At 42.4% G+C, this 24,762-nt stretch carries 28 protein-coding genes and 2 tRNA genes; 8 read left to right on the plus strand and 22 right to left on the minus strand.

Translation table 11 applies throughout. The features are described from left to right. Positions 1-22 precede the first annotated feature (22 nt). Together ald and purB are read right to left on the minus strand one after the other, a co-directional pair. Positions 23-1,132 (minus strand): alanine dehydrogenase, encoded by a 1,110-nt coding sequence (gene ald / locus BLT94_RS13300; protein ID WP_092234967.1) that lies wholly within the window; start codon positions 1,130-1,132, stop codon positions 23-25. A 6-nt stretch (positions 1,133-1,138) separates the two neighbouring features. After that, positions 1,139-2,509 carry an adenylosuccinate lyase gene (purB, locus tag BLT94_RS13305; protein WP_014958382.1) on the minus strand — a complete coding sequence of 457 codons (1,371 nt, stop codon included), beginning with the start codon at positions 2,507-2,509 and terminating at the stop codon, positions 1,139-1,141. 582 nt (positions 2,510-3,091) lie between these two features. On the opposite strand from purB, the gene BLT94_RS13310 reads away from it, so the two are divergent. The 3 genes from BLT94_RS13310 to BLT94_RS13320 all read left to right on the plus strand — a co-directional run bounded on the left by BLT94_RS13310 (position 3,092) and on the right by BLT94_RS13320 (position 5,251). After that, a complete protein-coding gene (locus BLT94_RS13310; protein WP_014958384.1) occupies positions 3,092-3,373 on the plus strand; it encodes an integration host factor subunit alpha in 282 nt (93 codons plus the stop codon). A gap of 18 nt (positions 3,374-3,391) precedes the next feature. Next, complete coding sequence (locus BLT94_RS13315; RefSeq protein WP_092234970.1) at positions 3,392-4,636, plus strand: M48 family metallopeptidase; 1,245 nt, start codon at positions 3,392-3,394, stop codon at positions 4,634-4,636. A 102-nt stretch (positions 4,637-4,738) separates the two neighbouring features. Further along, positions 4,739-5,251, plus strand: coding sequence for a metallophosphoesterase family protein (locus tag BLT94_RS13320; RefSeq protein WP_092234974.1), 513 nt, complete (start codon positions 4,739-4,741; stop codon positions 5,249-5,251). A 21-nt stretch (positions 5,252-5,272) separates the two neighbouring features. Here the strand turns inward: BLT94_RS13320 and BLT94_RS13325 are convergent, their stop codons facing one another. Further along, complete coding sequence (locus tag BLT94_RS13325; RefSeq protein WP_092234978.1) at positions 5,273-5,926, minus strand: J domain-containing protein; 654 nt, start codon at positions 5,924-5,926, stop codon at positions 5,273-5,275. Between the two features lie 119 nt (positions 5,927-6,045). Between BLT94_RS13325 and BLT94_RS13330 the strand changes: the two genes are divergently transcribed. Continuing rightward, positions 6,046-7,791, plus strand: a complete 1,746-nt coding sequence (locus BLT94_RS13330; RefSeq protein WP_092234981.1) for an ARMT1-like domain-containing protein — start codon at positions 6,046-6,048, stop codon at positions 7,789-7,791. 25 nt (positions 7,792-7,816) lie between these two features. On the opposite strand, the gene BLT94_RS13335 is transcribed toward BLT94_RS13330, so the two are convergent. Next, a complete protein-coding gene (locus tag BLT94_RS13335) occupies positions 7,817-8,215 on the minus strand; it encodes an iron-sulfur cluster assembly scaffold protein (RefSeq protein ID WP_092234983.1) in 399 nt (132 codons plus the stop codon). A 271-nt stretch (positions 8,216-8,486) separates the two neighbouring features. After that, positions 8,487-8,563: transfer RNA gene (locus tag BLT94_RS13345), tRNA-Arg, on the minus strand. 318 nt (positions 8,564-8,881) lie between these two features. On the opposite strand from BLT94_RS13345, the gene tadA reads away from it, so the two are divergent. The 3 genes from tadA (at position 8,882) to BLT94_RS13360 (ending at position 10,742) form a co-directional block, all read left to right on the plus strand. Further along, complete coding sequence (tadA, locus tag BLT94_RS13350) at positions 8,882-9,337, plus strand: tRNA adenosine(34) deaminase TadA (RefSeq protein ID WP_092234989.1); 456 nt, start codon at positions 8,882-8,884, stop codon at positions 9,335-9,337. Further along, positions 9,337-10,626: an adenylosuccinate synthase gene (locus tag BLT94_RS13355; RefSeq protein WP_092234992.1), complete on the plus strand. Its 1,290-nt coding sequence runs from the start codon at positions 9,337-9,339 to the stop codon at positions 10,624-10,626. The genes tadA and BLT94_RS13355 overlap by 1 nt, the downstream gene beginning before the upstream one ends. A 39-nt stretch (positions 10,627-10,665) precedes the next feature. Next, positions 10,666-10,742, plus strand: a tRNA-Pro gene (locus BLT94_RS13360). 54 nt (positions 10,743-10,796) lie between these two features. On the opposite strand, the gene BLT94_RS13365 is transcribed toward BLT94_RS13360, so the two are convergent. The 11 genes from BLT94_RS13365 to BLT94_RS22040 form a co-directional block, all read right to left on the minus strand. Continuing rightward, the gene (locus BLT94_RS13365; RefSeq protein WP_014958392.1) at positions 10,797-11,279 is read right to left on the minus strand and encodes a hypothetical protein; all 483 of its coding nucleotides are present in this window, start codon (positions 11,277-11,279) and stop codon (positions 10,797-10,799) included. Positions 11,280-11,372: 93 nt separating this feature from the next. After that, the gene (locus BLT94_RS13370; RefSeq protein WP_041279570.1) at positions 11,373-11,561 is read right to left on the minus strand and encodes a hypothetical protein; all 189 of its coding nucleotides are present in this window, start codon (positions 11,559-11,561) and stop codon (positions 11,373-11,375) included. Positions 11,562-11,567: 6 nt separating this feature from the next. Next, positions 11,568-11,843, minus strand: coding sequence for a hypothetical protein (locus BLT94_RS13375; RefSeq protein WP_014958393.1), 276 nt, complete (start codon positions 11,841-11,843; stop codon positions 11,568-11,570). A 13-nt stretch (positions 11,844-11,856) separates the two neighbouring features. Then, complete coding sequence (locus BLT94_RS13380) at positions 11,857-12,426, minus strand: hypothetical protein (RefSeq protein WP_092234995.1); 570 nt, start codon at positions 12,424-12,426, stop codon at positions 11,857-11,859. Then, a complete protein-coding gene (locus BLT94_RS13385; RefSeq protein WP_092234998.1) occupies positions 12,411-12,821 on the minus strand; it encodes a hypothetical protein in 411 nt (136 codons plus the stop codon). The genes BLT94_RS13380 and BLT94_RS13385 overlap by 16 nt, the downstream gene beginning before the upstream one ends. Before the next feature lie 367 nt (positions 12,822-13,188). After that, the gene (locus tag BLT94_RS13395; RefSeq protein ID WP_092235005.1) at positions 13,189-13,848 is read right to left on the minus strand and encodes a hypothetical protein; all 660 of its coding nucleotides are present in this window, start codon (positions 13,846-13,848) and stop codon (positions 13,189-13,191) included. A gap of 2 nt (positions 13,849-13,850) precedes the next feature. Next, the gene (locus BLT94_RS13400) at positions 13,851-14,885 is read right to left on the minus strand and encodes a hypothetical protein (protein ID WP_092235008.1); all 1,035 of its coding nucleotides are present in this window, start codon (positions 14,883-14,885) and stop codon (positions 13,851-13,853) included. Further along, positions 14,885-15,313: a hypothetical protein gene (locus BLT94_RS13405; protein WP_092235011.1), complete on the minus strand. Its 429-nt coding sequence runs from the start codon at positions 15,311-15,313 to the stop codon at positions 14,885-14,887. The genes BLT94_RS13400 and BLT94_RS13405 overlap by 1 nt, the downstream gene beginning before the upstream one ends. A 10-nt stretch (positions 15,314-15,323) precedes the next feature. Further along, the gene (locus tag BLT94_RS13410; protein ID WP_092235014.1) at positions 15,324-18,131 is read right to left on the minus strand and encodes a hypothetical protein; all 2,808 of its coding nucleotides are present in this window, start codon (positions 18,129-18,131) and stop codon (positions 15,324-15,326) included. Next, on the minus strand, positions 18,132-18,581 hold the full coding sequence (locus BLT94_RS13415) for a hypothetical protein (RefSeq protein ID WP_092235017.1): 450 nt from the start codon (positions 18,579-18,581) through the stop codon (positions 18,132-18,134). It abuts the gene before it with no gap. Beyond that, positions 18,571-21,228 carry a hypothetical protein gene (locus BLT94_RS22040; RefSeq protein WP_175530357.1) on the minus strand — a complete coding sequence of 886 codons (2,658 nt, stop codon included), beginning with the start codon at positions 21,226-21,228 and terminating at the stop codon, positions 18,571-18,573. The genes BLT94_RS13415 and BLT94_RS22040 overlap by 11 nt, the downstream gene beginning before the upstream one ends. A gap of 27 nt (positions 21,229-21,255) precedes the next feature. Between BLT94_RS22040 and BLT94_RS13425 the strand changes: the two genes are divergently transcribed. Continuing rightward, a complete protein-coding gene (locus tag BLT94_RS13425; protein ID WP_092235020.1) occupies positions 21,256-21,471 on the plus strand; it encodes a hypothetical protein in 216 nt (71 codons plus the stop codon). A 33-nt stretch (positions 21,472-21,504) separates the two neighbouring features. Here the strand turns inward: BLT94_RS13425 and BLT94_RS13430 are convergent, their stop codons facing one another. The 6 genes from BLT94_RS13430 to BLT94_RS13455 are packed head-to-tail and all read right to left on the minus strand — an operon-like array spanning position 21,505 to position 24,740. Next, positions 21,505-21,897 carry a phage tail assembly protein gene (locus tag BLT94_RS13430; RefSeq protein ID WP_092235023.1) on the minus strand — a complete coding sequence of 131 codons (393 nt, stop codon included), beginning with the start codon at positions 21,895-21,897 and terminating at the stop codon, positions 21,505-21,507. 12 nt (positions 21,898-21,909) lie between these two features. Next, positions 21,910-22,875, minus strand: coding sequence for a hypothetical protein (locus BLT94_RS13435; protein WP_092235026.1), 966 nt, complete (start codon positions 22,873-22,875; stop codon positions 21,910-21,912). A 23-nt stretch (positions 22,876-22,898) separates the two neighbouring features. Continuing rightward, complete coding sequence (locus tag BLT94_RS13440; protein WP_092235028.1) at positions 22,899-23,360, minus strand: hypothetical protein; 462 nt, start codon at positions 23,358-23,360, stop codon at positions 22,899-22,901. Then, complete coding sequence (locus tag BLT94_RS13445; protein ID WP_092235031.1) at positions 23,360-24,031, minus strand: hypothetical protein; 672 nt, start codon at positions 24,029-24,031, stop codon at positions 23,360-23,362. Before BLT94_RS13445 ends, BLT94_RS13440 begins: the two co-directional genes overlap by 1 nt. Then, entirely contained in the window at positions 24,024-24,374 is a 351-nt protein-coding gene (locus tag BLT94_RS13450) for a head-tail joining protein (protein WP_092235034.1), read from the minus strand. Before BLT94_RS13450 ends, BLT94_RS13445 begins: the two co-directional genes overlap by 8 nt. A gap of 27 nt (positions 24,375-24,401) precedes the next feature. After that, positions 24,402-24,740 carry a capsid cement protein gene (locus tag BLT94_RS13455; protein ID WP_092235037.1) on the minus strand — a complete coding sequence of 113 codons (339 nt, stop codon included), beginning with the start codon at positions 24,738-24,740 and terminating at the stop codon, positions 24,402-24,404. Between the last annotated feature and the right edge of the window lie 22 nt (positions 24,741-24,762).

Raw genomic sequence — 24,762 nt, forward strand, 5'->3', positions numbered from 1 at the left:
TTATTTTTCTCCATTTAACGAATCACAACATGCTTTCAAGAGCAGTATAATTCATGCTGAACGCATCCGCAACCGGTTTGCAGACAAGCTTGTCACTCACATAGTTCACCCCTTTTGCAAATCCGTGGTCTTTACAAACAGCCTTCCATCCATTATTAGCTATTTTCAATGCATACGGCAAAGTTGCATTGGTTAATGCAATGGTGGAGGTTAGCGGGACAGCGCCCGGCATATTGGCAACGCTATAGTGGATAACCCCGTCGACTTCATAAACCGGATCACCATGGGTTGTCGGCCTGGAGGTTTCAAAACATCCGCCCTGATCAATGGCCACATCAACTATGACCGATCCTTTTTTCATGGTGGACAGCATCTGTTTTGTAATCAGCTTAGGAGCTTTGGCACCGGCAATAAGGACAGCCCCCACAACCAGATCTGATGTCTTTACAAGATCTTTGATAAGTGCAGGAGAAGACATTAAGGCCTGACAATTGGCCGGCATGATTTCCGACAGATAGCGCAGGCGGTCCAGGTTCATATCAAGAACGGTCACATTGGCACCCATACCGCAGGCGACCCGGGCCGCATGAATCCCAACCACCCCGCCGCCAATAATAAGAACGTTTGCCGGTGGAGTTCCGGTCACCCCTCCCAGAAGCAATCCTTGCCCCCCAAAAGTTCTTTCAAGATATTTTGCACCCTGCTGGGTTGCAAGTCTTCCTGCCACTTCACTCATTGGTGCAAGCAGGGGCAATCTGCCATTACGGTCTTCAATGGTTTCATAGGCGATCCCGATTGACCCTGTTTTCAACAGAGCATGGGTCAGGTCTTTATCCGCAGCAAGATGCAGGTATGTAAAAACAATCTGCCCTTTTTTAATGAGACTGAATTCAGATTCCTGGGGTTCTTTAACATGCATGACCATATCAGAAATACCGTAAATTTCTTCAGGAGTATCAAGAATGGCAGCTCCGGCTTTGATATAAAGGTGATCCTCAAAGCCGGAACCAAGACCGGCATTTTTTTCAACATAAACCGTATGTCCATTGGTTTTCATCATATCAACCCCGGAAGGCGTCATACTCACACGATTTTCCTGGGGCTTGATCTCCTTGAGAATTCCTATAATCATAGGCTGCTACTCCTTGCTTAAATAAGTTTGAAAATAGGTGTCAACCAAATTTTGTGCAAGCCCGATATAGGTCTCAGGGGTCAATTGCTTCATTCGTTTTTTAAAATCCAGCGGCACCTTTTCAAGGTCGTCAACAAACTTCTCCAGATCTTTTTTCTCAATTTTCTTCCCTCGGGTAAGTTCTTTCAACCTCTCATAGGGATTTTCTTCTCCAAACACCCTCATGGCGGTCTGGAAAGGCTCTGCAAGAAGCTCCTGGTTATTATCAAGATCTTTTTGGATCACTCCATCATTCAATTCTATCTTGGACAACCCTTTTAATGAATTTTTCACTCCAATGGCAAAATAGCCGAAGGCAGACCCAAGACTTCTTAAGACAGTGCTGTCACTCAGGTCTCTTTGAAATCTGGATTTTTGCAGTTTTACACACAAATGTTCCATCATTGATATGGCAATCCCCATGTTGCCTTCACTGTTTTCAAAATCAATGGGATTTACCTTATGGGGCATGGTGGAGGAACCGGTTTCACCTTTTTTTACGCGTTGTTTAAAATAACCCTGACTGATGTAACCCCACATATCCCGATCCATATCAATAACGATTGCCGCAACCCTGATCATGGCATGCAAAACAAATGCAATAGAATGATTCGGATTTACCTGGGTGGTAAAAAGGATAGGTGCAAGTTTCAAATGGTTTGAAATAAACCGTTGTGATGCCTCAATCCAGTTAATTTCAGGATATACAAAATGATGCGCATTATAATTTCCGGTTGCCCCGTTTATCTTTGCCTGAACCCGGCTTTGATCCATAACATCCGCTTCCTGTAACATCCGCCAGGCAAAATTGATAAATTCTTTGCCGACTGTTGTGGGGGTTGCCGGCTGACCATGGGTTCTTGCCATCATTGGAACTGACTTATATTGCAAAGCTTTTTGCTCAATATCGGCAATAAGCTGTCTTAACAGGTTTGTTGCAGCCTTTTTGCCTTTTTTCAGCATCAAGGCATAGGAGGTATTATTGATATCATCTGATGTACATGCAAAATGAACCCACTCTTTGATATCTGAAAGACCCAAGAGATCCAGCTTATCCTTTATGAAATATTCAACTGCTTTTACATCATGGTTTGTCTTTTTTTCAATTTCTTTAACATTGCGAGCATCTTCCAGATCAAAATTCTGGGCAATCTTATCCAGTTTTTCAGTACTCAGGTCGTTAAATGGTGCGAGCTTCAAATCGGTTAAAATGAATTTAAGCCATTCAATTTCAACAAAGACCCGGTGCTTGATCAAACCATACTCAGAAAAAATATCTGCAATCTCTTTTGTCAATCCTGCATATCGACCATCTAAAGCCGTCAGTGCATTTATCATGAATTTTCCCACTCCATTACTAAAAATTAACCAATTAAAATCATTTGATTTTTATTACCAATTTTTTACACAAAACTCCGCCCAACATACTGTAATAATAAGAGTTTGATTTTTTATTTTGACAAACAAATCTGCCATGTATGTTTTTACATGTAAAGTCTTCAAAAATCCAAACAGTGACTTTCATGCTTTGTTGTGGGCAAACCAAACAAAAAAAACCAGGTCTTGCCCATGGCAGTTATCCAAAATTTTCATCCTAATTTACATACCCCATAAAATAACAGACAATCTATCATTTAACAATCCATAAAGAAGACACAGCTCCTTGCAAACCAAATCTCACACCCTCGGCTATAGAGCTTGATCACAAATTGATAAAATCAGCCGATATTGAATAAATTTTACAATAAAAATCAAATCAACAAATACAACCGGTTTAAATTTTACAAACATGGTTTAAATTTAATTAAATATCCCAGGGTTACCTACTTGACAAGTACACAGGGAATAAAGTATTTTAGCAAACGATTTTGAATTGATACTTAAAATAAAAAGCTTAATTTTGTTGCAGGAGTAGAATTTATGGCATTAACCAAAACAATTATTGCTGAGAGAATACAAGAAGCGCTGGATTTCCCCAGAACAACCACCTATGAAATCATGGAAGAGTTCCTTGAAATCATAAAAGAAACAATTGAAAACGGTGAAGATATTATGATCAGCGGTTTTGGGAAATTCTGTGTAAATGAAAAAAAAGCCAGAAAAGGCAGAAATCCGGCAACCGATGAAGAAATGACCCTCCCGGCCAGAAGAGTTGTCACCTTTAAATGTTCCGGCAAATTAAGAGATCTGATCAATCCTTAAGGCAACTTTCCTTTAGAAATGCTTTTTTCAGAATACGCTATCACCCTCATAATTCTTACGACACTGACAGGCAGTTATCTTATTAATAACATTGCAGATTTTCTAAATCTTGGAAATCTGAACCAACCCCTGCCAGAAGAGTTTAAAGACCATTATAACAACCAAAAATATATTGAGTCTCAAACCTATCTAAAGGCAAATACAAAATTTGGTTTTATCACCTCAAGCATTGATCTGGCAGTAGTACTGCTGTTCTGGTTTTCAGGCGGATTTCAAGCCATTGACTCCTTTGTCAGATCATTTCATTTTAACTCAATTATTACAGGACTTTTTTTTACCGGCATTCTTTTAACTTTAAAGCTGATACTATCTCTTCCTTTCACTATTTATGCCACTTTTGTGATTGAAGAGAAATTTGGATTCAATAAAACCACACCCATCCTTTTTGTTACCGACCTTATGAAATCCATTGTTCTCTCAGCTGTCTTGGGAGGACTGCTGTTATCAGTCATTTTAGGCTTTTTGGAATTTGGCGGCAGACTTGCCTGGATCATGTGCTGGACAGCAAGTGCTATATTTCTTCTTGCTGTTCAATATATTGTCCCCACATGGATCATGCCGTTGTTCAATAAATTCAGCCCATTGGAAGACGGCCCCCTGAAAGAGGCTATTATAAACTATGCAGAATCAATTGATTTTTCACTTTCCAATATTTTTGTCATGGATGGGTCCAAACGAAGCAGCAAATCCAATGCATTTTTTACAGGTTTTGGAAAAAACAAACGAATCGTTTTATTTGATACCCTGATCAAAGAGCAAACAATTGAAGAATTGGTTTCAATTCTTGCCCATGAAATGGGCCATTTTAAAAGAAAGCACATTGTCAAACGAATGCTGTTGGGCATTTTTCAAATGGGATTTATTTTTTATCTTATCTCCCTGTTTATCTCTCATGAAGGGTTGTTTCATGCTTTTTTCATGACAGATGTTTCCATTTATGCCGGTTTAATCTTTTTTGGAATGCTATACTCGCCCATAAATTTGTTCATATCAATATTTTTTCAAATTTCATCCAGAAAGGATGAATACGAAGCTGACCGCTTTGCCGCTGAAACGATTCAAGACACAAAGCCATTGATAAATGCTTTAAAAAAACTGGCTGCCCACAACCTTTCAAATTTAACCCCACATCCTTTTTATGTATTCTTAAATTATTCCCACCCCCCTGTGCTTGCAAGAATCGCCATTTTAAAAGCCTTATGATCTTTTATCAATCCGACATTCATATTATTTTTTAAAAATTTTGTTGATTTGGATTGAATATTATGAAAGCTTATTATCCCTAACAAGGAAAAAATAGATCCTATGAAAAATCTTATTGTTACAGCGGATATTCATGGCAGCTACAGTTCATGGTTAACCATGAAAAATCTTTTAAAACCCACTGACGGACTTGCCGTTGCCGGTGATCTTTTTGATACAAAATACGGGAATTACACAAATATTGATTTCCAGCCAGGCTCAATAAAAAATGAGTTAACATCTTTTAAACACCATTTTTATTATGTCTATGGAAATTGTGATACCCCCTCTTTTTTCCCGGGAGTTGACACGAAAATGGAGTTTACCGTTTTCAATAAAAAAATTCTTCTTTATCATGGTCATCGTCCTCACACCTGTTCTGAAGATATCGACATTATCATACAGGGGCATACCCACATTTTTTCTCTGGAAAAAAAGAATGGCCAAATATTCATGAACCCAGGCTCCATAACGCAGCCACGAAACGGCAGGTACACATATGGATTGATTGATAACACGTCAGCAAATCTGATTGAACTTAAAACAGGAAAAAAATTAATCACCATAAAATTTTAAATTGATCATCAAAAAAACAGGTTATTTTTTACCAACAAAATTAACCGGCTTAACCGGATCTATTTTATCTACCCTTCCGATACTCATCGGTTGGTGTCTTTTATATTGTCCTGATGACATCTTTGCCTTCAATGTCATATAGTTTTGATACCCTTTGTATGGATTTATCTTTTGAGCATATTTTTTCTTTTTATGTATACCTGTCTTTTTTTCTCCATCAGAGCCGACCTGATAAATGCTTTTAAAGACATCATCGAACCTGACCTTTTTACCACTGGTTTTCTTTACAGGTTTTTGTTTTTCAAATTTATTTTTAACGATTTTGCCATGATTTTTGTTGTTGAAAAAAATTATCAATCGTCCAATCAATTTTGATAAAAAAGAAAAGGTCACCTCTTTTTCATGTCTCTCGGATTGATCTTTAATTGTTTCATTATCATAATTTTTTTCAGTTGTTTTTTTAACATCTTCAGTATTTCTCAGCAGAGGAGCAATATACCGAAATGCAAGGTTGATCTCTTTCATTTTTGACTCTGCTGTTCGTTGTTGCCGGATTTTTTTTTCAGCCCTGTCAGGATGATACTTTTTTGCTAAATTCCGATAGGATTTTTTTGCATCTTCAAAAGAAACACCAGGTTTTAAATTTAAAATATGAAAAGCTGTTTTCTTGTCCATAATTTATTCTATTATGCTTCTCAAAACAACGTGTCAAGGTCATTTACATTGCTATTCAATTGCAAAACAACATTTGGAATGATACCATTGCCCGCATTATTTCTAAAAAAGGAGACTATATGGAAGACAAAATAAACATACCTGTTCGTATGGGTAAAAGCCCTGATTTTGATGCCTGGTTTACCTCTTTTTTCCTTAAAAACCATATAGACCCGTTTGCTTATCCGACAAAGGTTGGTTCAAGGGAACAAGTTGAATTTATGGTCTACCCTGAAAATGGAGAACGGTATTATCCTTGTTCCGACAAAATGTTTAATGCTATCATGTCAAGAAAATACCCTCCGCATCTAAAAAATCATTACGAGCAGGTGTTTGATAAAATAATTGCCCTGATTGATGAATTGATAGATTCTGAATATAACAAACAGTTTTTAAAAACCCTGGTCAAGATAAAATATGATGATGAAATCCGAACCGGTCTTCTGATTCCGTCCCGGCTTGAAAAAAGATTGTACACAATATTTTTAAGCCGTACTCACATCGAAAATCCGTATTCAGCTGAAAAAAGAGCAACCAATAAAAAAATAAAAAAATTTTTAAACTCAGAAACCTTTAAAAAGGCATTGAATCAGATTGGTGATTCCGTACAAACCATTGAAGACCTTACACTGGTTGAACTCAGGGAAAAAATAAAAGCAATTGAATTTCAAAGACTATTAACCCTTGTTGCACAAGATAATCTATGGACCCATGAAAATCCAAAAATTCCGCCCCTGGCCCAAATAAAAGAGATATTTAAGACTCCAATCAGAGGGAATGGCTTTTCTAAGTTGCTTCAAATATTGCAAGCAAAAAAACAAAAAATTTTATGGCTGGCTGATGAATCAGGTGAAATTATTGTAGATCTTACCATTATAAAATTTATGGCCGAACTTGGTCATGCGGTTATTTTTGCAGTAAAGGAAGCACCGTTTTTCAAAAAAGTCTGCCTGGCTGACACTAGGACAGATCCGATTCTTGTAAAAGAATTTGAAACCGCACATTTTATTCATGAAAAAACCATCAGCAAAAATAACCTGGTCAAACTTTTAAAACATGACAAAAACATCTATGTGGTATCTGATGGGACCAGTGAAGACTTAAACCTTTTGCTTGTCTCTACTACCTTTTCCAGGATATTTAAAGAGGTTGATTGTGTCGTATCACGGGGCGAAACCCAGAAAAAAAGGTTGATTGACTCTCACTTCCAATTCACCCAGGATATCATCAATATCAGTCTTGAAAAAAAGGCTTTAACAGTGACCTATAAACCCAGACACCCTGATTTTATACAATTTTCACACGAACAGCTGGAAGAAGTGGCAAATAAAATTATTGATGAAATGAAAACAGCCAGAAAAAAAGGGATGACAGTAATGTTTTACAGCGGCATAATAGGATCCATCCCCGGAAAAATTGATGTGGCAAAAAAAATAATGAGTACTTTTATTGACCATCTGTATCAACAGTCTGCCGATCTTTTTATCATCAACCCGTCAAAGTATTATGAGCCTGGAATGGATGCAGACGACCTGATGTATATGTGGGAAATCGTTCAAAGAAGCACATATATCGATATTTGGAGGTTCCAGACATCAGATGATATTTCCGAAAGCTTTTCATTGTTAAATAAAAAGGTTCCCCCGGAATGGATCGGTAAAGATTCAACCTATAGCACAGGCTGCACCAAAGAGATGAGAATTGCCAGGGATGTTCAAAAGAAAAATCCAGAGATGCAACTTATTGGACCGTCTTGGGATAAATTTATGCGCAGGAATGAATACGGGGTGGGATCCATGTATGACCAGAGACTTGCCGATTCATGAATTATAACAAGCCAATGCCTGTTTTTTATCTTTTTTCATAATCATCAATGGCAAGATGGAATGCAGCCAGTGCATGTACTGCACAATGCGATTCTTCTTTGGGCAGTGTCTTTAAATAGGCGGTTATATCATTGGCTGCAATTTTTCTGGCCTTTTCAATAGTTTGACCGTTTGCAAATTTTATAACCGTGTTGGCACAGGCATGTGAAAACAAACATCCTTTAATATTATAAGATACCGATTGTATTACAGCGTTTTTGATCATCAGATAAAATTCAATTGTATCACCACATTCCCTGGTCTTTTTTCCATAACCGTTACAGGATGTAAGGGTTTCCTGATAGTCTCTTTTCATGGCCATTTCCAAAAATTCAAGGGAATGGTCATTCCAAAAATCAAATATTTTGTCACTTTTAGCATTCATTTTATGTAATATCCCATAATTTTTATGGGATATTACATATTTTACACCAATGATGCAAGACCAATCACACGATTGCTCAATGTAACAATCGTTTTTCCTATCAGATCGCCACATAAATACTCTGTGTCCACAGAAAACATATTTGATAAAGGCTATAAAAAATTTATAGTTTCAAAAAAGATTAATTTAATTGGTTTCAAGGTGATCAAATTTGGAAAAGCGCGAGGCAAAAAAAAGGATTCTGGTAAGTGCCCAAAAACCCTTGTCATAATGGCGCGCCCGGCAGGATTCGAACCTGCGACCCCCTGATTCGTAGTCAGATACTCTATCCAGCTGAGCTACGGGCGCACAACATGGAGACAGTATATATCAGGCTTTTTGAAAGATTTCAAGTTTTTTGTTTTTCAAATTTTTCTTAGATTTTGGTCAAAAAAACCCGGCCATTTGATTCTCTTAAAAATCATCTTTTGACCGGTCTACAGTATACCTGATAAAATTATGGACGGCCTCGGATCTGTCCGATTGAACGTATTTTCACATGATATTCGTCCGGACGAACGGATATGACCCGACATCCACTTTGGTTTTGTTATATTAATTTTTGGACAAAACAATTTAATTGATTTGACCTTAGGAAAAAAGATTTATATAAGTATTGGTTGAATTATGAATGATGAATATTATATGAATCTTGCCATCAAGGAGGCAATAAAAGCATCACAAATAGATGAAGTCCCTGTTGGTGCAGTCATTGTGGATAAAAACAAAGATGTTATCGGATATGGTTACAATTGTCCCATATCATCAAATGACCCCACAAGCCATGCTGAAATAAATGCCATACGAATGGCATCCCGGGTGATAAAAAATTACAGGCTGATTGACACAACTTTATACGTTACTATTGAACCTTGCATTATGTGTATGGGTGTCATTATTCATGCCAGGATCAAACGCGTTGTATTTGGAGCAAAAGATCCGAAATGGGGTGCGGCAAGATCATTATATACCATGGCAGATGATAAACGATTGAACCATCACCCTGAAATTGTATCAGGGATATATGAAGATAAAACTAAACAGCTCATTAAAAGTTTTTTTTTGAATAAAAGGAGTAAGTAGTGGGAAATACAGTAATTGTCGGCACGCAATGGGGAGATGAAGGAAAAGGCAAAATTGTTGATTTGTTAAGTGAACATGCAGATTATGTTGTCCGGTTTCAGGGTGGAAACAACGCCGGCCATACAATGGTCGTCAAGGGCAAGGAAATTATCAGTCACCTCATCCCTTCAGGTATTATCCAGAAAAAAAAATGTTTCATCGGCAATGGTGTTGTTGTGGATCCTTTTGTTTTACTGGAGGAAATTGATTATTTGCTATCAAACAATATTGATGTGTCACCGGATATGCTTAAAATAAGTAACCGGGCTCATATCATAATGCCCTATCACCGCTTGATCGACAGTGCCAGAGAAGCCCAAAAAGGAGATCAAAAAATAGGAACAACCGGCAGGGGAATCGGCCCATGTTATGAGGATAAGGCTACCCGAAGAGGAATCAGATTTTGCGACCTTCTTGACTTTGATCTTTTCAAAGAAAAAGTTAAGACAATTCTTGAAGAAAAAAACTTTTATCTTGAACACTATTTTAAAACGGAAACCATAGATCCTGAAACTGTAATTGATCAATTTCAAAAAATTAAAGAGAGATTGCTTCCATATGTTGCAGATGTTTCCGTTATATTGTTTGAGGGAATAAATAATAATAAAATAATATTATTTGAGGGCGCTCAGGGAACCCACCTTGATATTGAACACGGGACCTATCCGTTTGTGACATCTTCCTCGGTTGTGGCCGGCAATGCCGCCAACGGATCAGGTGTGGGGCCTGCAAATATCAATGAAATCATCGGGATTGTAAAAGCATATACAACACGCGTTGGTGCTGGTCCATTCCCAACCGAATTGTTTGATGACATTGGAGATAAAATCCAGAAAACCGGTTCGGAATTTGGTGCAACTACCGGCAGAAAGAGGCGCTGCGGCTGGCTGGATATGGTTGTGCTTCGGAATGCTGCCAGGTTAAACAGCCTGACAGGTCTTGCCATCACCAAGCTTGACGTTCTTGATGATCTTGATGAAATTAAAATTTGTACCGGGTATGAATATAACGGAACAATCATCAAAGATTTTCCGCCTGAAATCAAAATTTTACAGGAATGTACACAGGTATATGAAACTCATCCTGGCTGGAAACAGGACATTTCAGGCATTACAGCATTTAATGATTTGCCCCAAAATGCAAAGAATTACCTTGCAAGAATTGAAGAACTCTCTAATGTTAAAATTAAAATTGTCTCGGTAGGACCGGGAAGGGAAGCAACAATTATAAAAGAAAATATTTTCAATTAGACTTTTTATTTTTTTTTGTGTATAGTCTTTTGCGGCAGTCGGGATGTGGCTCAGTCTGGTAGAGCACAGCGTTCGGGACGCTGGGGCCGGAGGTTCGAATCCTCTCATCCCGACCAGCACCAATCAAGGGTCTTCACAATTCCTATCCAATCAAGATCTAAAAAAACATGTCACCTTGGTGACACCCTGGAAAAACAATCAGAATACAAATGCTCATCAGAATATAAATCGACATGAGCATCATAATAAAACACTCGACCAAAATCCTGGACAGCTCGATAATATTTTTTTACCCTGGCCAGGCGTAAAGACATTAAAAGTTTATTATAAGTTTCAGCCCGGACGATTCTCTGCATGTTGTCTAAAAAGATTTGATTTGACAGCTTAAAACCAGCCTCTGAATTAAAAACGGTAAAACACCAATCATGAATCATGCAGGCAGCTTTAATACTGACAAAATAAACAGTATCCGGAACCATAAAATCACCCAGGCCACCAGGACCACACCCATTGACCACCTCTGATCGAATTTCCTTTGATGTTTCCCAGAAAGACCTGGGAGCTGCTAAAGTGTAGCCGGCTAATTCCCCCATGACAATTGGATCAGAATCAATTGCATGTGGCAGGCTATCAGCAAAACTTTTTAAGTTCATTTTCAACAACCTTCCTTTTTACGGATAAAATATTTGTAATAATTTTTCATGGCCTCATCCACTTTCTTTTTGATTTTTTTCCAAATTTATAGGTCATCTCTTGCCCCACCACTTTTTTTGAAAGTCCCAGGCTTTTGGCATTGTGATAAATACAAAAGTCACTGTAACAGTCAGAAAAGCTATCAAATCAGTCCAACCGTCGCATGTATTGGGTAATTTCCCATATACCCATGAAAAAAAGCCAACGACATATCCAATTACTTCCTTCCAATCAATTTCCATCAATCATCATCCTTGCCCCGGCCCTATCACCAAAACAGTTCCGGATGCCGGGAAAATATTTTTCATCTTCCTTATCACGAACATACTGTTCAAATTACCATTTCTGGCTGCCAGAGCCACTTGATCCCCTATCTTATATTCTTGAAAAGAATCATTGATTGAAACCTTCAGGCCGGATGTAGTTTGAACAGTTATTTTTGCACCTGAAACAGATGTTACTTTTCCGAACGAATAATCCTTGCCGGGATTTTTTAGATTAAATTGTTTTAGAGTGTCAACCATACCTATTCCTCAGCTAATCCTTTGTTAAATCAACGTATTCAACCGTTTCAACAGTATTCACTATACTGTCCGGCGTACCAGATATGGTCAGGTTCGTAATGGCTGTCAGTACGTTGATACCCCTGCGTGTTGACTGTATCTGTAACACATCCCCGATTTTTAGAGACGGGATGGGGTTTGCAATACTGATATCTCTAATTTTTGACGTATGGGTATGGGCGTTGATTTCATATGTTGCCCGGCGTTGAATCAGAGATTCGGATTGATATATACTGTTGCTGATTTCCGGCAGATCGGCAGATGGTGATACTTGAAAAATTTTAGTTTCATCGCCGGACTCCCCAGATACCTTGAGATGGTGATCCAAGGAGGCATTAAAAAATGTGAAACTGGAAGACCCACTTAAAATGACTGTGCTGCCGGTTCCATATGCTGCGCTGCCGGAAGCAATCCCCCCCGTTCCTGACTGCGCTGCAGATTCCGAATCATGCACAGTGACGCTGATATCTGACCCGCTGTCTGCCAACCCAATATACAGGGTATCATCCGCCTGGATATTCCAATCAACTATTGCAAAGGACATAAGCCACTCTCCGCTTTTTCACCTATCAATCCCATGCGCCATCCTCTTGTGGCGGTTCCATGGTATTCCCGCCCTTCAAGAGCCATCCGTTTTAAAACCTGTCGGTTTTTATAATTAATTTCCCAACTCACCACATGCCCCCGCCAAGCCCCGCAAAAGAAAAAAGATTCGATCCTGGCCTTGGCTTTTTTCCCGAATGCCTGACTGGCCTCCACAAAAAAATTGTACTTTTCAAACCCCTTCAGGATCAGGATTTTTTTATTGGGCAGTTTGATGCTCATTTCTCTGATGCCGGTCAATTTTTCCCCGTTTTCGGATGCCCACCCTGGGTCTGTCTCTCGGATATCCGGGGAGCTGTAGACTATACCGTCATCAAATGTGATCGTGTAGTTCATTTATATCTCCATTCCTTTTTCCCAATCGGGAATCTTAACAGTTTGTCCAGCAAGCAGATGGGTGCAATGGCTCGAAAATTGAATTTTGCCGTTTTTTATGAAAAATTCACAAGTAGTGAGTATTTTCCCTCCTCTTGACCTTGTAATAATACTGCCTGGATATACCGTTGGCTTCTCAAGATCGCCATTGAAGTTGAATTCCCGATTTGCCGGAATCCAATGGGTTTCATTGCAACCGGGACACCAAAAACAATAAACGCATTGATCCTCCCACATTTCCCTTTTAAATTTTGGCGCTTGAACCCGATTAAAAATCTTTTTGAAATACTTTGAATAATCGCGCAAAATTTTCATACTTTCTCCATTTTTACGAATACAGATACCGCAGGGTAAGCACCAAAGCCGTTGAACTGCCGGGCGTATGCGTGCCATTTGTCACCAGCTGCTTGATGTTGAAATACAGGTTTTTAGCAACTGTTAACGCTGCCGTATCCAGTTCAATGCGTGAATCCGTACCGGCCAGGGGTGTCCCCGCCCAGGTATCCGACCCGGGGACCGCATTGGTGGTGGTAATGGCCCGGATGGATGAGTTTGCAGGTGTGCCGCCGCCCAGGAAGTTATTATCAGCGGTTGCATGTGCTGAACTGTCCCAGGCTTCCAGGTAAGGAATACCTGCCGTGGCACCGTCAAAATAGATGGCGAACACATATCTTTTGTTGCCGCCTGATTGTCCACCTGCGGTTGTCCCGGCCAAGGGCACCTGGTCAAAAATTGATTCAGAATTATCTTTAATGAAAGTTTTTTCCGCTTCATTACTCCCTGAATCCGGAATAACAACCGGGTATCTTGTACCTGTCAGTGTATCCCCGTCCGTCTGCTGTTCAGAACACCATGCCAATGCGTCATTTGTCAAATCAATGACAACCCAATTTGATGAATTCCCGCCAGCACCACCGGTTGCATTACCAGTATTTGTTCCGTCATTTTCCGTGTTATTAAATAACCAGCAAGTGTTTGGTTGCCCCATATTTATATCTCCTTAATTACGCTGTCCAAGTGCATTGCATAAACCGCCTTAAAACCAGGCATTGTTCCAACCGTCATGATGTCCATTCCCATATCTGTTATATTATTGCCGTCCCCTATGGCGATATCCATGGAGGCATCATGAGTGATAATTCCATCCGCAAGGGAAATATCGAGCAGGGCATTTTTAATCTGCTCTGTTGCGGCATGGATGTTTAAAGGCAGAGGTTCAAGCTCTTGAAGGGCAACAAATAAATCCAATTTTTTATTTTTAATTTTTTCGCCAAGCGTATCAATACTAAGCAGTGTATCAGTCATTGATTGAAAATAGGCGGCAATATCAAGCTTGGAGTCTTTATTGCCCCATGCCACCGCGTAAATATCAAGAGGTACGTCATTAAGCTTGGATTGCCACAATTCAATATCCATGGCCATATCCTCAAGGCCGGTCACAATATCTATCGTTCCTGAATTGATAATGAAATTATCAAACAAGGTTTCCGTCGTATAGTTCGCCGGTGTCCATATTGCCAATCTAACCAGACCGTTTGCTGTTGAGAACCCGGCCCTTGATTGCAATAAAGTCCATGATCCGGTATTTCCATCATCATAATGAATTGTAAGCGTGCCACTGCTCCTTGCAATTTTCATCCGGCCATATGAATTTGTCCTTGAGGCATCATTATTTTGAAAAACCCCGGCTATATTGCTGTACCCCCGCCACTTACTGCCCGAATCATAGAGAATTTTTGCATAGCAGAAATCGTCTGCATCAATCGAAAAAAACATTTCCCCGCCGCCGCCATTGCCGGTCCCGACAAAACCGGACATATCCACTTGGAACTCAAAATCCCCTGACACATAGAACTTTGAATCAACTTTTGTATATTGACTCGTTGACGGGTTTGTAATCTTGACCGCTAATTTATTTGATGCAAGTTCACAACTGCCGTTTGTAGACTCGTATGGATCTTGCCAATAATTGGTGTCTGGAGGGTCCCCATCAGTTCCGGTAAAAGTTTCCTCAAAAACTGACATTACAACAAAACCTCATGATCCGGGTTTTCCTCGCAGATCAACCGGATTTTATACCCTTTTTTACCGGCAGCACACCCTCCGCAAACCGCCTGTTTATAGGTTTCTGCACCACAATACGGACATTTTACACTTACTTTTTTCAATGCCATGCTGGTCCTTTTTTTCTTGGCGGCGGCTGCTTGTTGTTGCAGTTCCTTTATTTTTGTGGCTGTTTCTTCGTTTCTTTTCTCAGGAGTCTGCACCCAATAAACGCCGTCAATGAAATAAAATTCCTGATTTTCCGGTTTGTCTCTTTGGGGGAACCATCCCCCGGTGTTCAACTCCTGCCGCAAGGAGTCTTCGTCATTATACAACTCAATAGCTTTTAACACGACATCCCTGTCAAACGCCTTCAACATTGCAACTATCTGTTTATCCTGTGTTTTCATTTGATCCCCTCTAACAAACCCATTGATAGCAATTAAACCCTGTGTTAAGTATTTCGTAGCCCTCGCCCTGATCACACCCCTCACCATTAGCACAATCAATGGGACCGGCAGCACCCTGGCAAGGATCTTCTGTGGTCGGATACGTCCATACACAGGCGACATGGCCATAGCAATAAGATCCGGCCTTGTTCGGCTCACTGTCGAAATAATCACACAAATAAGAAATGCTCTGGCAATTCCCACTCCATGTGTCTGAAGAAATCCACTCGTAATGCCCGTCTGTTGACCGGACCTCAAATGTACAGCACCCGAGCGTAAACTCCTGAGTTCCACAAGCCCCTTCCGGCATTGTGATCATTCCCACTGTTCCATCACTGCACACATATTCGGCAGATTCACCGGGTGCAAGAACTTCCGGGCCTGAGATTACACAGTCGCTGCATTCTTCTTCCCGTACTTGTTCGCACTTAGCCTCACACTCAGCCATATGTTCTTCCTGTAGCCGGTTGAATTCTTCATAATACCCGGCTGAATAAGCATCGTATGCATCGCTTGCCTGCTCATGTAGCGTTTTTGAATAATCGTAAGTGTTCCCTTTTTCATGAATCTCTGAATCACATATCTCAGAGCAGGTACAGGCTTGGTCAGGGCAATCTGAAGCGCTTGATACTCCGAACCGCATTTTTTCACGGTCATCTCCCATTAAATTATCATAAGAGGCCATTTTACTTAAAATCATGGCATCACAAGGAGTTATTGGGCCGGGTGTGAGATCTATAGGGGGGTCTTTATATTTTGTACCAACACCGAGGTCCCCTGCACCAGCATCACCACCGCTGCCGTCACTGCCATCATCACCGCTGTCATCTCCGGTACCAAGTCCAGGTGAGACGCTCCCGTCACCCTCGCCGGGAAAAAGACTTCCGCCACCTTCGCCATCACCAGGGGCTGGTATTTCTTCATCACCTGGGCTAGGCAACCCAGGATCAGGAATAATCGGATACCATGGGTCAGGGTTGGGATCAGGTTCAGGCAAAGGCGTGGGGGGTTCATCAGGAATAGGGCCGTCTTCATCATCTATAATGTCACAATTTATTGCAGTCCCACTGACTGTTGTAGACAATCCCGCTTCAGTACCGTCAGCCATCGTAATCGTAATCGTTGCTGAACATCCGGATAGATACTCTTCATCAGACACGTTGGACTCATAAGGACACCAGGGGGCTGTAGTTGCTCCCGCGGCAGTGTAATACACCAACATTTCCGTACCAGTATCATAATCTTTATTCAGATTTATGATATTACCGTCATGACTTTCGTACCTGTCATCATTTGTGCTTGAGTGCCTGTACACACGGGGGACAGTATCTTCTGCAATAGGCATTGAGGTAGTCACCTGAGGTACTCCAGGCATATTATGAGAAACTCCCGCCAACTCCGCATAAACATCGACATACCCAAGTACCTTGGATTTAGTCTGCATACTGCCACAGCCGTCCTTGTCGAAATTTACAGTATATCCCAGAGCAGGTCTATTGTTGATAGTCGCCCATGCTAAAACTTGGGCGCAATTCCCAAAACAAACGCCATTCCCGGACATTTTGGCGTTCAAAGAAGATCCGCAAGCACAAGTATTTCCAAGCTTGATATCCATGGTGGCTGAGGCCCCAGCGCATTCAGCTGTAACACTTACATCAAAAGCCGTGTTACCTGCTGTAACAGTGTTTACAGCACAACCCTCAGTAATATATGAAATAACCAAGGTTTGATCACAATATGTAAATGGATCATGAACTGCAATTTCGTTACCTTCAAATACACATCCGGTTTTAGACTCATCCCAATAATTATTTTCATGAGCTGCGTCTGTATAAGCCCAGATTCCAACAACGCTTTTTATCAGAAATTCGACCGTCACTTTATGATAATTATCAGCATTATAAATTCCACCAGACATCAGATATTCACCTGTGGGGGTATCTGTACTGCCCAAAGTGATCCCGTCTTCACACGTCCAATGCACCATGGTGTTATCAGCTATGGCCCCGTCCTGGTCGGACACAAAAGCAAAAATAGTCCCGGTTGATATGCCATCAGCGGGCAGACAATCCGAATCATCCAGAACAGTTAATTCGACGGAAGTTGATGATTCGCTGCCCGCCGAACTAATAAGGATTCTATTCCCCCACTCCGGGTATTCAATACTTTCACTAATATCCGCAATATCAATATCAGTGACTGTGTGATCCGCAGCTGCAGGGTGAAAAACATTGTTTCTGATCACAAGTTCCCCGTCCGTATTGCACCCGACATATCCACCGGCAAAAGTTGCCAGTTCAGATATCACATCAATGGGATATGCGCTTTCGACCGCATACGATCCCGCATAAACTGTATAATCGTCCATCTCAAAGTTGATCGACAGCCCGCACAGGCCCGCCATTTCAGTCATTATGGCGTGGCAAGTTGTATCCAGTCCCCATTCTTTTGATACTTTGACTGCAAAAGGAGGCCCAGCTTTTGCTGTTTCAGACCTGCCCCACACTCCCTGGCTCAGTGTTGAATCTGGTGTGGCAGAAACAGGGGGTTGCTCTATGTAAAACATGCCTTGAGAAACCCAATCATCCCCATTTTTAGTTTTCACTTCTACACGCAATTGGGGGAAAATTAAAAAATCAAATTGATCATAAAATGAAGGATCTGCAGCTGATAATATCAATTCTCTGGCATAAGCTCCTTTGCTTTCCGTGATCTGAAAGCTTTCAATCTGTTCTTTGATCGACACTCCGTCCAGCAATACATCCCAATCCAATGCCATCTATATCTCCTTGCTGATCACAATCAGATTAATTTCGTATGAAAAAATGGTGTAGTTATTATATGCGTACAGGATATTCCGCCAGGCCCTAAACCCTTTGGGATTCCTGCTGAACTGCACTTTCCAGCATTCGTACCCATCCGTGAAATACCACTGTCCGTCAATCGTTTCATATGCGGACTGCAGGGCGGTCACGGTTGCCTGGTTCAATGCCGCGGTATCTGAAAAGCTGATCAATCCATCCTGTACCGACACGCCGAAATCCTGAATCACCACACCCCCCAGGGTGCGGATCACAGATCCCCTGTCCTGTGCAGACCCGGCAGGATTATACTCTGAAAAAACAGGGTCTTGATCAAAGATAATCAATGTTGTCGGTACGGGACTTGCGCTGTCCGGGTTCAGGGTAGCTGAAATATCGGTTGAATATATCCTGAATTTACCGGGCATAGGTAAGCCTCATTCTTGACATTTCTTTTGCCATTTTTTTAATCGCCATACGGGAATCAGGATCAGTGATCTTGACCGGGGCTTCCATGTCCCCTGCCTGGAATCGGACAACAAGAGTTTCAGAAGGGGATTGTCCACCGGTGGCCATGGCCATACCACCGGTGGCAAACCTTTGAACCGGTATTTCAGGAAGTGATAAATTTGAAATTAACCCGCCGATTCTGGCTTTAACTACTCTCTGCATGTCAGGCAGGTTAAGGCGCATGGAGTTTAATTTGCTAAAAAATCCGGCACCGTACTTTGCAACGGCTTCCTTGCGGATAACGAACTCCCCGGCTTCCAGCAGTGCCTTTATCTTATCTCCGCCTCCATAACCAGGAAGACGTCCACCGCTGGCAAAACCGACAGGCCCGCCGGTCTGTTTAGCTTCGACTGCTTTTTTAATAGTTTTTTCAACCGTGGTTACTTCCTTGGTCACTTTAATTTTGATGTTCTTGATTTCATCCTTGACCAAGGTGTTTATTTTATTTTGTGCAGCTTCAAGGTCTTTTAATTTGATCTGTACGTTTGCCTCACGATCCCTGGCAATGTCATCCAATTGCTTTTGAATTGCCTTTGCGGTTTCTTCCCATTGCCCTTGTGAACTTTTGGCGTTATCTTTTTGTTCCGAATACAAATCAATCATGAAATCACCAACCGCCTGAACTCCATCTTTCGCGACCTCTTTCGTCGTGTCAAGACTTTTGACAATGATATCCTCACCATCTTTTGTTGAGCTTTTGATTTCTTCAGCAAGCCCGGCATAAAGGCCTTCAGCATCTTTTGCCAGAGTCTCTGCTAATTTATAATCACCATTTCTCAGGGCTTCTTTTGCTGCATAAAATTTTTCATCCGCCTGCAACCGTTCATCGTTCCACTGTTCTTCATCAGTCATGCCCTTCCGGTTCAGCTCCCGGAGCTTGTCTGCGGTGGACATGCGGGCGGTCTTGATTTTATCTTCCCACTCAATCACCTTTTTGGCATATTTTTCAGCCTCGGCTTTGGCGGTTTTATATGCTGCCTTGGCCTGCTTTTCAAAATCGTCCAGCTGCTCTTTAGTGGCCTTGACCGCTTCAGCCGTTTTTTTCATGCCTTCAGCTGCCTGCTCACCTGATGTTTTTATCTGTTTTAAATCGCTATTGATTTCTTTTATGCGCTGATTCACGACCTTCAGCTCAGCTTTTGCGGCAATGGCTTCCTTTGTGGCAGTTCCCAAAAAGGTAGTTTTTTCAGATTTGGTCTGTAGCTGAAGCTGCAGGGCCACCCAATAAGCCTTTGCCTTTGCAAGTTTCCTGCTCAACTCTTCCAGTTCTTCCGGGGCCGTGCCTGTGATATCTTCAGGAAGCTTCACATCCTTGAACTCTTTAAACTTTTCCATATATTTATTGGTAGAATCATACAGTCGATCCTGGGCATCCTTGGCTTCTTTCTGGGAATCACGCATCTTGAAAAACGCATCAACCGCCTTGACAATATTGATCACCCCCTGGGCAGCCGCAAAAATCACAAATCCTTTAAAAGCAAGACCCAATGCTGTTGTTGATGCGGCTGTTGCCGCAATTGAAGCCCGTAATCCTGTAAACCATGCCGATACTCCCATACCGGTTAAAACGGTAAATGCAGCATTCAATGCTATTGTGATTTTAACCAGCTTAGACACAATGGAAACCGTCACAACAGTCCCGGCAATCACCAGCAGCAATTCCTTATATTTGGCTGCAAACTCAACCACCTTTGCAGCCGCTGAAATAAGCTGAGAAAGAAACACGCCTATTTCCCCGGCATTGTCCCGCAACACCTGAGCCAGATTGCTCATAGCATCGACCAGATCTTCATTATTTGCAACGGCGTTGTCGATCTCTTTTCGCACCAATTGTATTGCACCGGAAAAAGTTTTTGCGCTTCCCGCCGCCCGACCCTGCAAAGCGTCACTTTGTTCGAGTAACACCTGATATCGAACCTGGGCCTTTTCAACATCAGTTAAATCCTTCCAGGCTTTTTCCGTAACATTATTGGCCTCATGCCATGATTTGATATAAGTTTCATTGAGCGTCAGGCCCAAAAATTCAGACGCCTCCGCTTCCCCCCTCAAGGCCGCTGTCACACGTTCAACCGAATTGCTTAAATCTGTTTTTCCAGCCCCCAGGTCGGCAGACCGTTTAATAACCTCCTCCATCTGCTCTTTTGAAAGCCCAAGGCGCTTAGTCATATCAACTGTGGCTGAAATAGCATTCCGCAGGGCTGTATCAGAATAGATCACTAATTCGTCTGAAAGCTTGCGGACTGTTCCTTCCCACTCTTCGACACTGCCGATATTTGAAAATTCCCGGTTGGCTGCATTAACTGAGGATTGCAAATTATAAATTGCCGTTTCAGAATCTTTGACGATCTGAACAGCGTTTGAAACAGCGGAAAAACCGGCATATGCTCCGATAAGCCCCTTGATTTGATCTGTCAGGCCGGACGCAACTTTATTTCCGTTTCCAGCTGCCTTGTTGAAAATACCGATGGCCTTTACACCATTATTAAGCCCGGAAACAAGGGAGCCTGTTGTTTCCTTAATTCCTTTTCCGATTGCTGATATAACTATTTTTAATTCTTGCGCCATATCTTTTTCCAATGGTATCGTTGAGGCATGAAAACATTTAAAGCTACTGTATATTCAATACTCGGCATCATATTGGTTATTGCATCCACCGGCATGAGCGGGTGGGCTGTTGTCATTGTCGGCGGAGTAGGCCTTTGCATGATTTTGTCTGCCCTGACCACAATCATTGAGGCATTTACAAAAATCATGGAGTCTCTAAAAAAGCCTTCCACTCCTCCTGATCAGCGTAATGACCAATCCTGATTGCCGTTGCTATTTGTTTTAAATATTCACTTTCTATGCTGGCTGATTCTGCACAGGCGGTTTCAAAGAAGCTGAATCCGTACTCAAAACATCCGGCATGTCCCCGTTCGACAAGTCGGCAAATGCTTCGGTCAAGCTGCTCAAGACCGAGTTTTTCAGTGCCTCCGCCATCCCGCTTTTTGTCAGCAGGTTCAAAAAAAAAGCATTGACCTCCCGGACAGCCTCCCAGATCTGATTGATCTCGGAGGGTGCCATGTCATCCAGCTTTTCGGCAGTCAGATCCGTCACCAAGGGCAGCAGTTCAAGCGCCTGATCCATACCGCTGAAATCCGACATGTTGTCCATGATTTGCCGGATATCCTTGACCCTAAGCTCTTTGACGGTGATCTCAAGATCATCAATTTTAATTGACTTGGTTTTTCTCATCTTTCTTCACCTTTATCCAATAATCTCAGTTTTAAAATACTCCTGCCCGGACGGCTGAGTGGTGTCCGCCAGGACGGTGGCATTGACGCCCAGGATTGCCGCACCGGACCCGATAAGCGGAAAATCTCCGTTCAGATTGATCTGAGCTTTATGAAATGTCCACCGCATTCGTGGGCCCTGGTCATTCTTGTCGGATGCGAAAATCAGTTTTTTCTGAACACTACTAGCCGACATGGCCCAGGTGTATTTTGTGTTTACTGCCTCATGATCATATGACGCCACGTCCTCATCTGCTATGGAGCCAGTGGACAGCTTGCGGATATACCCGTAATCCGGGTCAAGGGAATAATCCGTACCTTGTACCCGCCGGATTGCACCGGTTGAATCAGTTACAACCACATCCTCTAATGTTTCAATGCCGGAAGGCGTGATGTAATTGGTATCCTGGGTTTCATACACCTGCTCGCCGGTCTGAAATGTACCGGATACGTTGACTAACTCGACATATCCGGACCCCACAAAGGCAATCTTACCGGTTGCCGCCGATGTGCCGCCGGTCACGGTATCGCCAACGGCCAGGCTACCGGTAATGACTCCGGTCAGCTTGGTGGAAAACACGTTCATATGACCCAGCTCGATGAACAGATCAGCCGCTAATGTCGGGTTCGCTTGATATACATAACTTGCAGATTGATTCAAAGCATTGAAGCTGCCTGACAACAGCGCCATTTTTAAGTTTTCATTGGTCATTTCCCGCAAACCGAAACTAAGAGATGCTTCCCGCTCTGATTCGACTTCCAGGATCGTTGCCCTGGATGCGTACAAATTGGTTTTCATTTTGTCCGTTGATACGGACAGGTTAAAATTCAAGTTCTCAAGATCACCAAGCAAGTCAAAAGATGACCCGCCCACTGCACCGGCATAAGTCCTGCCGGTGCCGTTATACCTAACGTTGTTTGCACTGGGTGCTAATGGCATATTAATTTCCTTTTTTTATGTAGTTATCCCGGCAATCCGCGCCGGTTTGATTTTAATGTTTTAATGGGTATAACTGATCCGCTGATGAACAACGGGTAAAGACTGATAGACCCTGATTCACTATTGCTGTCAAGGCTGGCAATTCTGGCCCGGTAAAGGGCATCCTCGGCCAGTTCCCGCAGGGTTTCCGCCTTGATAAATCCGGCCATGGTTCTGCAATTGCCGTTGGTGATAATCTCTTCATCAATCACCCCCACGCCTATCTCCAATTCCCAGGAAATCTCCCGGGCAGAATCCCCCCTGACCTGCCGGATGGATGTTACTGCAACAACCGGATAATCCGTTTCCGGCTCCGGCGGGTTTTTTTCATCAATATCGATGCAGACCGTCTGAGTTTTCCCAAAGGTCTGTTGACACCATTCTGTCAGCACGGAATCCTTAGACAATGCTATTCTAATCTGCTCGATCAATTCTGCTGTGTTCATTACAAATCCAAATAGCGATTAATCGCTGCTATAAATTTACGTTCAATATTGCCCATGATATTGTCTTTTTCCTGCTCGAATACCGGTTCAATGACCGGTCTTGCAGGTGTTTTCAGGACAGTGGTTGTTTTTTTAATAGGAAACCCCAGAGCAAACAGCATCTTTCGCATATCTGGTGTTACGGGGGTTTTAGATCCCCTTGCGTGCATCCGGGCCAGGCGCAATATAGATCCTGAAATATTGCCTGACCGAATAAAACCGATATTGACCATCTGCATGTCTGGATCATATTTATACCGCACAGCCCCGGCCAACCGGAGAAGCGGTTGAGTCCTTGTTGAAAGCTTAACCTGCGTGTATTGTTTGACGCGCCGTTTGCTGCCTTTTTCGCCTTTCCAGACCATCTTATAATTTTTTAATCTATAGGAAGGTTTCTTTTTTATTGCCGCCTTTACTTGTGACAACACGCCGGTATGAGGGTTGAGCGTATCCCATTCACCATCAACACCACCGCGCCGGATAGCCGCCTGGATCAACTCTTTAAGCCGATACCCTTCGGAATTCAAAGCCGAAGCCGTGGCCCGTTCCGCATACTGAGGAAACGCTTTCAGCAATGCGGAAATATTTTCAATAGCCAGTTCTCCGCGCTCATCAAGATGTATTTCAAGCATCGTATACCTCCGTCACAGTCCAGACCGCCCCGTCAATTTCAATGGTATCCAGGTAATGGGGATCAGGCACATCCGATGCCTTGAACTCAACCGTGACCACGTCCCTTGTCCTGCCATGATCAAACGCAGACCGCAAATTTCTCTGGCAAACCACGGTCCAGGTATAGCCGTCCCCTTTTTTGCCGTGACCGTTATTGTCCTGGACCCCGTAATCAACCAGGGCGGCAATGGACGTTCCCACGCCCGTGGCTTTTGGTGTGTAAACCACGGTTTGGGCAAACTCATCGGTATTGAAAAACACGGAATCCAGGTCCGCCTGCAGCTGATCCGTGAATGCACTCATATCAGTCTCTCCCCCCTGGTCTTTAAATTAACCCTTCAGCCTGACCGGGATCTCAGTGGTCGCGTCCGACGCCACAGCCCCCAGGGCAATACCAAACTCCTTGCCATTGGTTGCATCCACATTAAGTTCAGCACCATCTGCATAGACCTTATCACCAATGGCCACGGCTGCACCGGCAGCGGCATCCGCCCCTTTAACACTCAACTTGAAAACACCTTCAGTCGAACACTCCGCCTCATCACTCGCATCCGCATCCGTCAGCAAAACAACGGGCAAATCTCTAACCATATCCCATGCACCGGATTTCTTACCCGCCGTAACGGGAAGGGTCAGCCGGTTGCCGGGCTGCACATAATTTAAAGCCATGATAGCCTCCGTAATAATTCAT

The organism is Desulfobacula phenolica, from assembly GCF_900105645.1.
Taxonomy (GTDB): Bacteria; Desulfobacterota; Desulfobacteria; order Desulfobacterales; family Desulfobacteraceae; genus Desulfobacula; species Desulfobacula toluolica.